Origin of the sequence: Leuconostoc gelidum subsp. gelidum KCTC 3527 (genome assembly GCF_000166715.1) — a bacterium.
Classification (GTDB): domain Bacteria; phylum Bacillota; class Bacilli; order Lactobacillales; family Lactobacillaceae; genus Leuconostoc; species Leuconostoc gelidum.
Genome location: NZ_AEMI01000039.1, coordinates 20,851 through 34,563 on the forward strand (window position 1 = coordinate 20,851; position 13,713 = coordinate 34,563).

Genomic DNA, 13,713 nt, shown 5'->3' on the forward strand with positions numbered 1-13,713 from the left:
TGAAAAATGGCTGAACAAATTACTTCAGCTCGCGCGACAGCTAAGATCGTTCGCGTTGCCCCACGTAAGGCACGCCTAGTTCTTGATACAATTCGTCGTAAGAGCGTTAACGAAGCATATGCAATTTTGAAGTTCCTACCTAACACTTCTACTGAAGATATTTACAAGGTTTTGAACTCAGCAGTTGCTAATGCTGAAAACAACTTCTCATTAGACCGAGAAGATCTTATCGTGAAGGAAGCCTTTGCTAATGAAGGACCAACGCTTAAGCGTTTCCGTCCTCGTGCCAAAGGTTCTGCTTCACCTATCAACAAGCGTACAAGTCACATCACTATTGTGGTTGCTGAGAAGGAGGCAAAGTAATGGGTCAAAAGATTAACCCTACTGGATTCCGTGTCGGCGTTATTCGCGACTGGGATGCAAAGTGGTTTGCTGACAAGGCTGATTATGCTAACCAACTTCACGAAGACTTACGTATTCGTAAGTATATCGAAAAGAACTTAGCTGACGCCGCAGTTGATCGCATCGAAATCGAACGCAGCACGAAATCACGTGTTGATGTTTCTGTCCATACTGCCAAGCCAGGAATGGTTATTGGTAAAGGTGGTTCTGAGGTTGAAAAGCTTCGTACACAGTTGGCTAAGTTGACTGATGTTGATGAAAAGGGACGCTCAAAGCGTGTCTTCATCAACATCGTTGAAATCAAAAAGCCTGATTTGTCTGCACACTTAGTTGGGCAACAAATTGCTGGTGACCTAGAACGTCGCGTGGCTTTCCGTCGTGCAATGCGTGGCGCAATCCAACGTGCAACACGTTCAGGTGCCAAGGGTATAAAAGTTATGGTTTCAGGTCGTTTGAATGGTGCAGATATTGCCCGTATTGAACAGTATACTGAAGGCACTGTGCCTTTGCATACTTTACGCGCTGATATTGACTACTCATGGGACGAAGCAATGACTGCTTATGGTAACTTGGGCATTAAAACTTGGATTTATCGTGGTGATATTTTACCACAAAAAAAGAACAGTAAGTAAGGAGGGAAGCGAACATGTTAGTACCAAAGCGTGTTAAATTCCGTCGTGTACACCGTGGTCACATGCGTGGCGAAGCAAAAGGTGGAAAGATGGTAACGTTCGGTGATTTTGGCTTACAAGCAACAACATCAAGCTGGATTACAAGTCGTCAAATTGAAGCTGCCCGTATTGCAATAACACGTTATATGAAACGTGGAGGTAAGGTTTGGATTAAAATCTTCCCCCACAAGTCATATACATCTAAAGGTGTTGGTGTTCGAATGGGTAACGGTAAAGGTGCACCCGAAGGTTGGGTAGAACCAGTTAAACGTGGCAAGGTAATGTTTGAAGTGGCAGGAGTTTCTGAAGCGACTGCACGTGAAGCATTACGTTTGGCACAACACAAGTTGCCTGTACGTACAAAGATTATTGCTCGGGAGGCTGAATAATGGCTAAAGCAAGTGAATTGAAAGAATTGTCACTTGCGGATTTGCAAAAGCGCGAAGCCGAATTCAAGGAAGAATTATTCAACCTACGTTTTCAATTGGCTACTGGTCAACTTGAAAACACGGCGCGTATCGCACAAGTTCGTAAGGACATCGCACGAGTTAAAACAGTTATTCGTGCACAAGAATTGGCAAACGCCAGTAAATAAGACGAAAGGAAGAAGCTGAAAAATGAGTGAAGAACGTAATGCTCGAAAAGTTTACCAAGGCCGTGTCGTTTCAGATAAGATGGACAAGACAATTACTGTCGCTGTTGATACTTATGTAACACATGCAGTCTATGGCAAGCGAGTTAAGTACACGAAGAAGTTTAAAACCCATGATGAAAACAATAGCGCTAAGATGAATGATATTGTTCAAATTATGGAAACACGTCCTTTGTCTGCAACTAAGCACTTCCGTTTGGTTAAGATCGTTGAAGAGGCAGTAGTTCTCTAATTCGTTCGGTACTAAATCGTCGTAATTAATTGCTAACTAAGGAGGAAGAACCATGATTCAACAAGAGAGTCGTTTAAAAGTGGCTGACAACTCTGGCGCACGTGAAATCTTAACGATTAAAGTGCTCGGTGGTTCAGGCCGTAAGTTTGCAGGTGTAGGTGACATGATTGTTGCTACAGTTAAGCAAGCTATCCCTGGTGGTAACGTAAAGAAGGGTGACGTCGTTAAGGCTGTTATCGTTCGTACTGTTTCTGACGTTCGTCGTACAGATGGTTCATACATCAATTTTGATGAAAATGCCGCTGTTATCGTGAAGGAAGATAAGTCACCAGTTGGTACACGTATTTTTGGTCCTGTTGCACGTGAATTGCGTGACAGTGATTTCATGCGTATCGTTTCATTGGCACCAGAAGTGCTCTAATACTGACAAGGAGGAGCCAAAACATGTTTGTAAAAACAGGTGATAAGGTTCGCGTCATTGCCGGCAAAGATAAGGGAAAAGAAGGCACAATTACTAAGATTGTTGCTGGAAAAGATCGCGTAGTTGTCGAAGGCGTGAACATCGTTAAGAAGCATCAAAAGCCTTCTAACGAATACCCACAAGGTGGTGTTATCGATATTGAAGCACCTATCCACGTATCAAACGTGCAACTGCTTGACCCTTCAACTAATGAACCAACTAAAGTTGCGTTTAAAATTGAAGAAGGCAAAAAAGTTCGCGTATCTAAAAAGTCTGGTAACGTACTAGGCTAATTTTGAAAGGTGAAATCATTTTCATGGCTAACGCATTAAAAGAAAAATATGTTAATGAAGTTCAACCTGCTTTAATCGAAAAGTTTGGCTTTAAATCACCAATGCAAGCTCCTAAGATCGATAAAATTGTTCTTAATATGGGTGTTGGTGATGCGGTTTCAAACTCTAAGAACTTGGATGAAGCGGTTGAAGAATTGAAGTTGATTGCTGGTCAACAACCAGTTATCACAAAGGCAAAGAAATCAATCGCTGGTTTCCGTTTGCGTGAAGGTATGTCAATCGGAACTAAGGTTACATTGCGCGGGCAGCGTATGTATGAATTCTTAGACAAGTTGATTAACATTTCATTACCTCGTGTTCGCGATTTCCGAGGTGTATCATCAAAGGCCTTCGATGGTCGAGGTAACTACACTTTAGGTATTCGTGAACAACTAATCTTCCCCGAAATCGATTTTGATAAAGTTAACCGCGTTCGCGGATTAGATATTGTTGTTGTTACAACAGCACAAAACGATGAAGAAGGTCGTGAATTGTTGACACTCTTAGGAATGCCATTTACTAAGTAATTGTATTCTAAAAACGACTGTCGCTCTTAAAATTAAATAGAGTGACACGTTTTTAACTGTAATTGACTGAAATAGTCTATAATAGTTAAGAGCGTGTCATTTAATTATGTCTCGTTCAAAAATTAAAGGAGGATATCGATAGATGTCTATGACTGATCCAATTGCTGACTTATTGACACGTATTCGTAACGCCAATTTGGCTCACCGCGAAATTGTTGAAATTCCAGCATCGAAAATTAAAAAGAGTATCGCTGAAATCTTGAAATCAGAAGGTTTTATCCGCGACGTAGAGTACATTGAAGATAACAAGCAAGGTGTTATTCGTGTATTTCTGAAGTACGGTGAAGAACGTAATCGTGTGATTACAGGAATTAAGCGTATCTCAAAGCCCGGTTTGCGTAAGTATGCTAAATCTGATTCATTACCAAAGGTTTTGAATGGGTTAGGTATTGCTATTATCTCGACTTCAGTTGGTGTTATTACTGACAAAGAAGCACGTTCAAAGCAAATTGGCGGCGAAATTCTCGCTTACGTTTGGTAATATATCTAAGAAAGGAGACTTACCATGAGCCGTATTGGAAATAAAGTAATTACATTGCCAACAAATGTTGAAGTATCTCAAGAAGGTACTGTTGTTACTGTTAAGGGACCGAAGGGAACATTGTCTCGTGACATTGCTTCACAAATTTCAATGTCTGTTGAAGGTACTACTGTAGCGTTTTCACGTCAAAGTGAAGACAACAAGACAAAAGCTTTGCATGGTACTACTCGTGCAAACGTTGCTAACATGGTTGAAGGTGTTTCTAATGGATTCACCAAAACTTTGAAGCTTGTCGGTGTTGGTTATCGCGCAGCAAAGTCAGGTTCGAAATTGACTTTGGCTGTTGGCTATTCACATCCCGTTGACTTTGAAGAACGTGAAGATTTGACAGTTGAAGTGCCCGATGCATTGACTATTAAAATTTCAGGTATCTCAAAGCAACGTGTTGGGGATTTGGCAGCTGAAATTCGTGCCGTACGTTCACCTGAACCTTATAAAGGTAAAGGTATTCGTTACGAAGGCGAAATTGTTCGTCGTAAGGAAGGTAAGACTGGTAAGTAAAAGAATATTATATTCTCTTACTTCATCAGTGTTATTTTCATCATAAATAATAAATTTATAATGGCATAAGCCATAAGAAAAGGAAAGCACAGCTATGATTTCAAAACCAGATAAAAATAAGCTTCGCGTAAAGCGTCATAAGCGCGTCCGCGGTAAGATTTCTGGTACTGCTGCTCGCCCACGTTTGAACGTATTTCGTTCTAATGCAAACATCTACGCGCAATTAATTGATGACGTAGCGGGTGTAACGCTAGCAAGTGCCTCAAGCCATGATACAGAAGTATCAGGTACAAAAACAGAACAAGCAACTAAAGTTGGTGAATTGATCGCTACACGTGGGAAAACTGCAGGATTAGAAGATATTATCTTTGATCGTGGTGGTTACTTGTACCATGGTCGTGTTCAAGCATTGGCAGAAGCAGCCCGTGAAAACGGCTTGAAGTTCTAAAGAAAGGAGGAATATAAAAATGGTTGAATTCGTTAACCCTAAGTCACTTGGTGAGTTAGAAGAAAACGTGGTTGCTATTAATCGTGTTACGAAAGTTGTCAAAGGTGGCCGTCGTTTGCGTTTTGCAGCGTTGGTTGTCGTAGGTGACAAGCAAGGACACGTTGGTTTCGGTACTGGTAAAGCACAGGAAGTTCCTGAAGCTATCCGTAAAGCTATTGAAGATGCTAAGCGCAAGTTGATCACTGTTCCTACAGTATCTACAACTATTCCTCACGACGTTCTTGGCGTATGGGGCGGTGGTAAGATTTTGGTCAAACCAGCTGAAGAAGGTTCAGGTGTTGCTGCTGGTGGTGCTGCACGTTCTGTTATGGAATTAGCAGGTATCACAGATGTGACTGCGAAGTCACTTGGGTCATCAACACCAGTTAACGTTGTTCGTGCAACTTTTGATGCTTTGACAAGCTTAAAAGATGCAGAACAAGTAGCAGCTTTGCGTGGTGTTTCTTTGGAACACTTGGCTGAATAAGGAGCGATAAAATGGCTGATTTGAAAATCACTTTGATTAAGAGTGTGGCTCATCGTTTACCTAAGCAACGCACGATTGTTAAGTCTCTTGGACTTGGCCGTGTATCTAGCTCAGTGGTGAAGCCTAATAACGAAGCTACCCGTGGCGCAATTTTTCATATTGCACATTTGGTAAGTGTTGAAGAAGTAAAGTAATAACAATTAAAATAGGAGGTACCGAAAGATGAACTTGAACGAATTACAACCTGCTGAAGGTTCACGCAAGTTACGTAACCGTGTCGGTCGCGGTACGTCATCAGGAAACGGTAAGACATCTGGACGTGGTCAAAAGGGTCAAAAAGCCCGTGGCAAAGTGCGTTTAGGTTTCGAAGGTGGTCAAATGCCTTTGTACCGTCGTATTCCTAAGCGTGGATTTACAAACATTTCACGCAAGGAATTTGCTGTGGTTAACTTGGAAAAGTTAAATATATTTACAGATGGCACAGAAATCACACCAACACTTTTGATTGAGAATGGTATTGTTAAAAACCAAAAATCAGGGATCAAAATTTTGGCTGTTGGTCAACTTGACAAAAAGCTAATTGTTAAGGCTCATAAGTTTTCAAGCGCTGCTAAGGCTGCTATTGAACAAGCCGGTGGATCGACTGAGGTGATTTAATGCTACGCACGTTATTTAATGCAGTACGTGAAAAAGATATTCGTAGAAAGATGGGCTGGACACTTCTAATTTTGTTTATTTACAGAATTGGGACACATATTACTGTGCCAGGTGTCAACCCATCAGCTATGGCGAATATGGCTAACTCAGGATTGATGAATATTTTAAATATCTTTTCTGGTGGTGGCTTGATGAATTATTCATTGTTTGCAATGGGTGTTTCACCATACGTGACGGCACAAATTGTTGTGCAACTTTTGCAATTAGATATCGTGCCTCGCTTTGTTGAATGGAGTAAGCAAGGGGAAGTTGGACGACGAAAGTTGAACAACGCCACACGCTGGTTAACACTTGTACTTGCTTTTGTCCAATCTGTTGGTATTACAGCAGGATTCAATTCACTTTCTGCTTATGGTTTAGTTAATCAAACGAATAATGCGATGTCTTTTGTTATAATTGGATCGGTTATGACTATTGGAACTTTTTTTGCCATGTGGCTTGGAGAAATGATTACTGAAAAAGGTCTTGGAAACGGTGTTTCTATGATTATTTTTGCCGGAATTATTGCGCAAGCACCAGAAGGTTTGTATGAAATTTTTCGAGAAAATATATTACAAGCTGGATCAGGTGATTTAACCAATGGTATTGTTTTCATGATTGTGTTAGTTATAGCAATGATTTTAGTTATTGCAGTTACAACATGGTTTTATGAGGCAACACGTCGGTTACAAATGCAGTACACACGTTCTGCAACCTCATATGGCAGCGAAGCATATTTGCCCCTGAAAGTTAATGTTTCAGGTGTTATTCCAGTAATCTTTGCCTCATCATTTATTAGTACACCGCAAACAATTATGATGGCATTTCAAGAAAAATATGCATCAGCGCAATGGTATCAAGTGTTGCAACAAATTTTTAGTATGACAACATTGCCTGGTGCGATTTTGTATACTGTATTAATTATTGTATTCACTTATTTCTATGCATTTGTGCAAGTTAATCCAGAAAAACTATCTGAAAATTTGCAAAAGCAAGGGGCATACATTGTTGGTGTTCGTCCTGGTGATGAGACAAAATCGTTTGTTTCACAATTACTGTTAAATTTAAGCTTTGTTGGATCAATTTTCTTAGGGTTTGTTGCATTGGTACCACTTATTGCCTCAAATATTTGGGGTCTAAATGAAAAAATAGGTTTGGGTGGTACTAGTTTGCTTATTGCCATTGGTGTTGCACTAGATTTAATCAGGCAAATTGATGGTTTGATGCAAAAAAGAAATTATATTGGGTTTATTACCAAAAATCAGTTAGCAAATCGGGAGGCAACTAATGGTTAAAAATTTAATTTTGTTGGGTTTGCCCGGTGCCGGTAAAGGTACACAAGCAGACTTTATTGTTAAGGATTACGCAACGGTACACATCTCAACAGGAGATATTTTCCGAGCGAACTTAACTAATAATACAGAATTGGGTGAAAGAGCACGCGAATATATGGATGCTGGAAACCTAGTTCCTGACGAGATTACAAACGCAATGGTTGCTGATCGTTTAAGTCAAGCAGATGTTGAAACAGATGGTTTCATGTTAGATGGATATCCACGTAATGAGGCACAAGCTGAATTTTTGGATGACTACTTATCTGAAACTGGAAAATCAATTTTGGCTACGCTTTACTTTAAAGTTTCTGATTCATTATTGCGCGAACGTCTCTTGGGACGTGGGCGCGCAGATGATACACCCGAAGTTATTGACAACCGTTTAGAAGTCAATAAAGCAGCTAATTTGCCTTTAGTAAATTATTACAAAAAAGCAGGTATTTTGCACACAATCGATGGCGGTCGTGAACTGACTGAGGTGTATCATGATGTGAGAAATGTTTTAGATAGCTTATGAAAGTTTCTAAAATTACATTGAGAAGTACCAGTATTTCTGGTATAATTTGATAGGTTAAGCACTTATCAGCAATGTTGAACATTATTAGCACAGGAGGTTAAGTGCATGGCCAACGATGTCATCGAAATTGAAGGTAAAGTGAAAGAAACTTTACCAAATGCGATGTTCCAAGTAGAATTAGAAAATGGGGCGGTTATTTTAGCGCATGTTTCAGGTAAAATTCGTAAGAATTTTATTCGAATTTTGCCAGGTGATCGTGTCACAGTGGAAATGTCACCGTACGACTTAACAAAAGGTCGTATTACTTATCGTTTCCGTTAAGAAGTGATTTGGAATAATCAGTTAACCGAATAGGAGGAATCGATTATGAAAGTACGCCCATCAGTTAAAAAGATGTGTGATGCTTGCCGTGTTATTAAGCGTAATGGTCGCACAATGATCATATGCTCAGCTAACCCAAAGCATAAGCAACGCGCTGGAAAGTAATTTTTCAGCACACTAAAAATTATTGTAAATAGACATAATTGTCATTTTCAAAATACTAATTAGGAGGTAAATTGTTATGGCTCGTATAGCAGGTATTGATTTGCCACGTGACAAACGCATTGTCATTGGCTTAACTTACATCTACGGAATCGGTAATAATACTGCACAAAAAGTGTTGGTTGAAGCAGGCGTTTCAGAAGACGTCCGTGTTCGTGATCTCTCAGCAGATCAAGAAGATGCCATCCGTGCAACAGTTGACAAGTTGGACTTACAACTTGAAGGTGACTTGCGTCGTAAAGTATCATTGGATATTAAAGGATTGCAAGAAATCGCTTCATACCGTGGCATTCGTCATCGTAAAGGGTTACCCGTTCATGGACAAAACACCAAGAACAACGCCCGTACACGTAAAGGCCCAGCTAAATCAATTGCTGGTAGAAAAAAATAATTTAAAATTATTTTTTTCTGTTGTATCCTCATCGATATGACAAATGATTATCGCAACCACAGTTGCGTATTGTTGGTTAAGAAATTAACCCGAAAAATTATACAAAAGTATTGAAAAGGAGGCAAACATTATGGCAGGTCGTACAACGCGTAAGCGTCGTGTGAAAAAGAATATTGAAGCTGGTGTGGCTCACATTCATTCAACATTCAACAACACAATCGTCATGATTACTGATGTCCAGGGTAACGCAGTTGCCTGGTCATCAGCTGGTGCACTTGGCTTCAAAGGAAGTCGTAAGTCAACACCATTCGCTGCTCAAATGGCAGCGGAAGCAGCAGCAAAGAGTGCCATGGAAATGAACATGAGCACTGTTGCGGTTACTGTTAAGGGACCAGGTTCTGGCCGTGAATCAGCTATCCGTGCTTTGGCCGCAGCTGGCTTGGAAGTAACATCAATTAAAGATGTTACTCCAGTTCCCCACAACGGATCACGCCCACCAAAGCGTCGTCGTGTTTAATTGATTTTCATTGCTCTTGCTTTGAAAGAAGGGGTAAGAATTACAGATGATTGAATTTGAAAAGCCAAATATTCATAACATCGAAGAGGGCGCCCGCTATGGCAAGTTTGTCATAGAGCCTCTTGAACGTGGATACGGTACAACGTTAGGTAACTCATTACGTCGTATTTTATTGTCTTCACTTCCAGGCGCAGCTGTTAATACAGTTCAAATCGATGGCGTTGTTCACGAGTTTTCAACAGTGGATGGTGTCGTTGAAGATGTAACACAAATTATCTTGAATTTAAAGAAAGTTGTGTTGGCAATTGATTCAGATGAAGAACGAAGCCTTGAAGTTGATATTCAAGGTCCTGCTGATGTCACTGCTGCAGATTTGCAAGCAGGGGCTGATGTTGAAGTTTTGAATCCTGATCTACATATTGCTACCGTAGCGGCAGGTAAGTCACTTCATATGACAATCACGGCATTTAAAGGTCGGGGTTACTCATCAGCTGACGAAAATAAACAACTGCGTGACGAAATGCCTATTGGTGTTTTAGCAGTTGACTCTATTTATACACCGATTGAACGTGTGAACTACCATGTAGAAAATACACGTGTCGGTTCGCGTGATGATTATGATAAGCTCACTTTTGATATTTGGACTAATGGTTCAATTAAACCAAGTGATGCATTGAGCCTTGGTTCAAAAATCTTGGCAGAACACTTAAACTTGTTCATGGATATTTCTCCAGTTGCAGCTGAAGCTAATGTTATGGTTGAAGTAGAACCCGTTGCAGTTAGTGCTTCGGATTCTGCACCAATTGAAGATTTGGATTTGTCGGTGCGTTCTTATAATTGTCTCAAACGGGCCGGTATCAACACAATTGTTGAGTTGACGGATCGCACTGAAGCAGACATGATGAAGGTGCGTAATCTCGGTCGGAAATCACTTGACGAAATCCAAGAAAAACTTACTGAAATGAGTTTAGGATTCCGTAAGGAAGATTAACACATGTCTTTAAATTATTAATAAAGGAGGATTCACCAATGCCATATCGTAAATTGGGTCGTACATCTTCACAACGTAAAGCTATGTTGCGTGACTTGACCACTGATCTTTTGATTAACGGGCGTATCACAACTACTGAAGCTCGCGCTAAAGAAGTTCGTAAGACTACTGATAAAATGATTACATTAGGTAAGCGTGGTGACTTGGCCGCTCGTCGTCAAGCCGCTGCCTTTGTTCGTAACGAAGTTGCGGATGTGATTGAAGAAGGCGATAATGTTAAAGTGCAATCAGCTTTACAAAAGCTTTTTGACGATGTTTCACCACGTTTTACTGAACGTAATGGTGGTTATACACGAATTCTCAAGACTGTCCAACGTCGTGGTGACGCCGCGCAATTGGTCATCTTGGAACTTGTTGATTAATTACTATTAAAAAAGTTAACTTTAAAAAAGTCCTTGCAAGTTGTAACTTGCAAGGACTTTTTTAATTATGCCGATTTAATAATAATTGGCTGAGTTGATTGAGTTGATTTTGCATACCTACATTAGGTAGTGCAGTAATTAGTGCAATGAGTGATTCGCTATATTCCGTAAGTAAGGCTTCTAACTTAATCATTGCATTGCTGCTAATAATCAAGTCATGTAGTAAAACCATTTCTGTATCGGAAATTTCATCGCGTTTAAGTAGTAAGGATTTTACAGATTCATTTACCTTACTATCGGCTAGAGCAAATAATATTGGAGCCGTATAAATACCATTCCTAATGTCTTGGCCGATCGGCTTGCCTAATGATAAATTGTCCATAATTGATTCAAAATCTAAGTAATCATCTAATAATTGAAATGTAATACCAATATTTTCGCCAAGTTTACTAACTGTTTCTAATAATTCGGTGTTGTAGGATTTACTACTAACCAATCCAAAAGTCGCACTAAGTTTAAAAAGTGCTGCTGTTTTGCCCTTTATTTGAGAAAAATAAGTTGGGAAAGTTGTATCAAGGTTATAACGGTTTTGTTTTTGAACCAATTCGCCAAATAAAATTTCTTGTAAGGCTGTTAAAGCTAGTTTATTTGCGACAGGCTTATCAGCACTATCTAACAGAGAAAACATGCCCGTTAGTAAATAGTCACCAGCATACACGGCAGTGTCTTTACCAAATTGACTTTGAATACTCTCATGTCCACGTCTAAGCTTTGATTCGTCAATAACATCATCGTGAATTAAAGTTGCCAGATGTAGCAATTCTACACTTGCGCCAAGAGATATTGCGCTTTTATTATAATCTTGATCTGATAATTGTGAAAAAATAAGTGTGAGCGCCGGGCGCACAAGTTTACCAGCATTTAATTGTGAGCGAATTGCACGATCAATTTCATCAAAGCCAATATGCCAGCTGGCAGACATTTCAGCTAAAATAGCGTGTAGTGGTTCGGATAGTTCGGGGAAAGTTTCCCAAATTTTAGGTAAGGTAGGTGTTGCCATGTCAATTTCTCTACTTCTCTCATGCATACACAAGTATACGTATATTATGTACAAAATGCGAGAAAATTAATTCTCGCATATTATTATTATAACTTATTTATCTAATTCATCGTACAATGATTTTGCTTTACCATACCAAAGACCACCAAATAGCTTTTGTAGTAATGGAATCACATAAAAGTCTAGGCCAAACCCGCGACCAGAGCCATTCATAACAGCAATACTCGAGAGAATTAAGAACAAGTGGATCACATCAAATCCATTTACTGACCAAGCGGTAATAGCTAAAATAATTGAAACAAGGGCCAAGGGCCAAGTTAATAAACCAATTAAAATACCCGCGCCTGTAATTATTTCAATAAAACTTACTAAATCATGTTGCCAAAATAAACTGTTTAAACTACCAAGACTTCCTAACGCTGCTAAAATCCAGAAGAGTCCAAGGAATATGCGGAGTGGTGTTGACCATAATACATTACCAAGACGGGAGATGGTACCTCTAAATGGATTACGACCGTTTTCAGTACGGAAGAACTCATCCAGTACATAATGAAAAATTGAATACATTGAACGAATTTGTGAGTAGAAAAATAAATTGATACCGTGTTTGGCAATACTTGCAAAAAATCCTGAAAAATTCAAACCCATTAAACTAGCAACTGTGAAATGGGAACCGATAGAAACGGCAAAACCATGGTATTTAACAGCCTCAGAAAATGTTTTTGTTTTACCAAAACCAAAATCTGCTAAAATGTTATGTGCTGCTGCACGCGCTGCGCTTTCGGCACCTTCAACGGTTTGAGGAACGGGACCTGTTTTTTCGTCAACATATGATAACGTGTCTCCAGCAACATAAATATCTTGTGCTGACTCATCGTTATCAAGCGTGGCACGCATATAATCATCTGCTTCAATACGTCCACCTCGGCCGTATTTGAATCCCCAATCAGAAATAAATGACTTAGCTTTAACACCAGCAGTCCAAATTAATGATTTGGTTGGTAAAGTTGAGCCATCTTTGAAGATAACACCGTTTTCGTCAACACCTGTTACCCTGGCACTTAATCGAATCTCAACACCGTTATCTTTCATATATTTGAACGCTTTGTCGGCTAAATTACGATCCTTTAGCATGTTCAAAATTGTTGGTGCAGCTTCTAGTAAGACTAGTTTAATTTCTTTTTCATCTAATTTATAGTTTTGTGCGAGTACCTTACGTTGCTCGATAAACTCGCCCATTAATTCAGCACCAGTAAATCCAGAGCCAACAACGGCAATTGTTAATAATTGTTCGCGCTTATTTTGATCAAGTTCAGCGGCACCTTGACCAATAATATTTTCAATATGGTTACGAATCTGTAGAGATTCTTCCATTGACCACATTTCGAATCCGTGTTCCTTAACACCAGGTGTACCAAAGTCATTAGATTGTCCACCAACTGCCAAAATTAACTTTTCATAGCTAATATCGCCATGTGTTGTTTTGACAAACTTGTCTTCTTTGTTGATACCATTAACTTCGGCAGTCAACAATTTGACGTTTTTATCTTGGTAAAAGAGATGTTCTAAGTCCTCTTGCACGTGTTTTGGGGCAACACGTTGAGATGCAACTTCATGTAATTCGGTCATGTATGTGAAGTAAGAATGCTTATCAATTAAAATGATATTGTATTCTTTGTGTGATTTTAACTTCTTTGATAAAGTTTTTGCTGCAAACACGCCACCGAAGCCAGCGCCAACGATGACAATATTTTTTTCTGCCATGACTATTTTCTTCCTTTTGTGAATTATCTCGTATTATTGTGAAATGTCTATTTAATTATAGACCAATTATCGTTATTTTAAAAGGGTTTACGATAAAGTTTCTTTGTGAAATATCTATTGTGGACA

General features: G+C 39.5%; 24 protein-coding genes. 22 read left to right on the plus strand and 2 right to left on the minus strand.

Going from position 1 to position 13,713, the window contains the following annotated elements; translation table 11 throughout:
• Positions 1-6 precede the first annotated feature (6 nt).
• The 22 genes from rplV (at position 7) to rplQ (ending at position 10,763) form a co-directional block, all read left to right on the plus strand.
• Positions 7-363 carry a 50S ribosomal protein L22 gene (gene rplV / locus EUI_RS0109695; RefSeq protein ID WP_004899456.1) on the plus strand — a complete coding sequence of 119 codons (357 nt, stop codon included), beginning with the start codon at positions 7-9 and terminating at the stop codon, positions 361-363.
• Complete coding sequence (rpsC, locus tag EUI_RS0109700) at positions 363-1,034, plus strand: 30S ribosomal protein S3 (protein WP_010687971.1); 672 nt, start codon at positions 363-365, stop codon at positions 1,032-1,034. The genes rplV and rpsC overlap by 1 nt, the downstream gene beginning before the upstream one ends.
• A 14-nt stretch (positions 1,035-1,048) precedes the next feature.
• Complete coding sequence (gene rplP / locus EUI_RS0109705; protein WP_010391495.1) at positions 1,049-1,462, plus strand: 50S ribosomal protein L16; 414 nt, start codon at positions 1,049-1,051, stop codon at positions 1,460-1,462.
• On the plus strand, positions 1,462-1,668 hold the full coding sequence (rpmC, locus tag EUI_RS0109710) for a 50S ribosomal protein L29 (protein WP_010391493.1): 207 nt from the start codon (positions 1,462-1,464) through the stop codon (positions 1,666-1,668). Before rplP ends, rpmC begins: the two co-directional genes overlap by 1 nt.
• 22 nt (positions 1,669-1,690) lie before the next feature.
• Positions 1,691-1,957, plus strand: coding sequence for a 30S ribosomal protein S17 (gene rpsQ / locus EUI_RS0109715; protein ID WP_010687972.1), 267 nt, complete (start codon positions 1,691-1,693; stop codon positions 1,955-1,957).
• Positions 1,958-2,009: 52 nt separating this feature from the next.
• A complete protein-coding gene (rplN, locus tag EUI_RS0109720; protein ID WP_010391491.1) occupies positions 2,010-2,378 on the plus strand; it encodes a 50S ribosomal protein L14 in 369 nt (122 codons plus the stop codon).
• Between the two features lie 23 nt (positions 2,379-2,401).
• Complete coding sequence (rplX, locus tag EUI_RS0109725) at positions 2,402-2,710, plus strand: 50S ribosomal protein L24 (RefSeq protein ID WP_010391490.1); 309 nt, start codon at positions 2,402-2,404, stop codon at positions 2,708-2,710.
• Between the two features lie 23 nt (positions 2,711-2,733).
• Entirely contained in the window at positions 2,734-3,276 is a 543-nt protein-coding gene (rplE, locus tag EUI_RS0109730) for a 50S ribosomal protein L5 (protein WP_010391489.1), read from the plus strand.
• Positions 3,277-3,418: 142 nt separating this feature from the next.
• On the plus strand, positions 3,419-3,817 hold the full coding sequence (rpsH, locus tag EUI_RS0109735) for a 30S ribosomal protein S8 (RefSeq protein WP_010687973.1): 399 nt from the start codon (positions 3,419-3,421) through the stop codon (positions 3,815-3,817).
• Between the two features lie 24 nt (positions 3,818-3,841).
• The gene (rplF, locus tag EUI_RS0109740) at positions 3,842-4,378 is read left to right on the plus strand and encodes a 50S ribosomal protein L6 (RefSeq protein ID WP_010687974.1); all 537 of its coding nucleotides are present in this window, start codon (positions 3,842-3,844) and stop codon (positions 4,376-4,378) included.
• Positions 4,379-4,472: 94 nt separating this feature from the next.
• The gene (rplR, locus tag EUI_RS0109745; RefSeq protein ID WP_010687975.1) at positions 4,473-4,826 is read left to right on the plus strand and encodes a 50S ribosomal protein L18; all 354 of its coding nucleotides are present in this window, start codon (positions 4,473-4,475) and stop codon (positions 4,824-4,826) included.
• 19 nt (positions 4,827-4,845) lie between these two features.
• Entirely contained in the window at positions 4,846-5,352 is a 507-nt protein-coding gene (rpsE, locus tag EUI_RS0109750; protein ID WP_010391452.1) for a 30S ribosomal protein S5, read from the plus strand.
• Between the two features lie 11 nt (positions 5,353-5,363).
• A complete protein-coding gene (gene rpmD, locus EUI_RS0109755) occupies positions 5,364-5,546 on the plus strand; it encodes a 50S ribosomal protein L30 (protein ID WP_010391454.1) in 183 nt (60 codons plus the stop codon).
• Between the two features lie 28 nt (positions 5,547-5,574).
• Positions 5,575-6,009 carry a 50S ribosomal protein L15 gene (rplO, locus tag EUI_RS0109760; RefSeq protein WP_010687976.1) on the plus strand — a complete coding sequence of 145 codons (435 nt, stop codon included), beginning with the start codon at positions 5,575-5,577 and terminating at the stop codon, positions 6,007-6,009.
• Positions 6,009-7,343 carry a preprotein translocase subunit SecY gene (secY, locus tag EUI_RS0109765; protein WP_010687977.1) on the plus strand — a complete coding sequence of 445 codons (1,335 nt, stop codon included), beginning with the start codon at positions 6,009-6,011 and terminating at the stop codon, positions 7,341-7,343. Before rplO ends, secY begins: the two co-directional genes overlap by 1 nt.
• Positions 7,336-7,899 carry an adenylate kinase gene (locus tag EUI_RS0109770; RefSeq protein WP_010687978.1) on the plus strand — a complete coding sequence of 188 codons (564 nt, stop codon included), beginning with the start codon at positions 7,336-7,338 and terminating at the stop codon, positions 7,897-7,899. The genes secY and EUI_RS0109770 overlap by 8 nt, the downstream gene beginning before the upstream one ends.
• 105 nt (positions 7,900-8,004) lie before the next feature.
• Positions 8,005-8,220 (plus strand): translation initiation factor IF-1, encoded by a 216-nt coding sequence (infA, locus tag EUI_RS0109775; protein WP_002816015.1) that lies wholly within the window; start codon positions 8,005-8,007, stop codon positions 8,218-8,220.
• A 45-nt stretch (positions 8,221-8,265) separates the two neighbouring features.
• Positions 8,266-8,385, plus strand: a complete 120-nt coding sequence (gene rpmJ, locus EUI_RS0109780; RefSeq protein ID WP_002816013.1) for a 50S ribosomal protein L36 — start codon at positions 8,266-8,268, stop codon at positions 8,383-8,385.
• A 76-nt stretch (positions 8,386-8,461) separates the two neighbouring features.
• On the plus strand, positions 8,462-8,833 hold the full coding sequence (gene rpsM / locus EUI_RS0109785; RefSeq protein WP_010687979.1) for a 30S ribosomal protein S13: 372 nt from the start codon (positions 8,462-8,464) through the stop codon (positions 8,831-8,833).
• A gap of 130 nt (positions 8,834-8,963) precedes the next feature.
• Complete coding sequence (gene rpsK, locus EUI_RS0109790) at positions 8,964-9,350, plus strand: 30S ribosomal protein S11 (RefSeq protein WP_010391465.1); 387 nt, start codon at positions 8,964-8,966, stop codon at positions 9,348-9,350.
• Between the two features lie 46 nt (positions 9,351-9,396).
• On the plus strand, positions 9,397-10,341 hold the full coding sequence (locus EUI_RS0109795) for a DNA-directed RNA polymerase subunit alpha (protein WP_010391467.1): 945 nt from the start codon (positions 9,397-9,399) through the stop codon (positions 10,339-10,341).
• Positions 10,342-10,379: 38 nt separating this feature from the next.
• Positions 10,380-10,763: a 50S ribosomal protein L17 gene (rplQ, locus tag EUI_RS0109800; RefSeq protein ID WP_010687980.1), complete on the plus strand. Its 384-nt coding sequence runs from the start codon at positions 10,380-10,382 to the stop codon at positions 10,761-10,763.
• A 61-nt stretch (positions 10,764-10,824) separates the two neighbouring features.
• On the opposite strand, the gene EUI_RS0109805 is transcribed toward rplQ, so the two are convergent.
• Both EUI_RS0109805 and EUI_RS0109810 read right to left on the minus strand, forming a co-directional pair.
• Positions 10,825-11,823 carry a polyprenyl synthetase family protein gene (locus EUI_RS0109805; RefSeq protein ID WP_010687981.1) on the minus strand — a complete coding sequence of 333 codons (999 nt, stop codon included), beginning with the start codon at positions 11,821-11,823 and terminating at the stop codon, positions 10,825-10,827.
• 93 nt (positions 11,824-11,916) lie between these two features.
• The gene (locus EUI_RS0109810) at positions 11,917-13,587 is read right to left on the minus strand and encodes an FAD-dependent oxidoreductase (protein ID WP_010687982.1); all 1,671 of its coding nucleotides are present in this window, start codon (positions 13,585-13,587) and stop codon (positions 11,917-11,919) included.
• Positions 13,588-13,713: the final 126 nt, after the last annotated feature.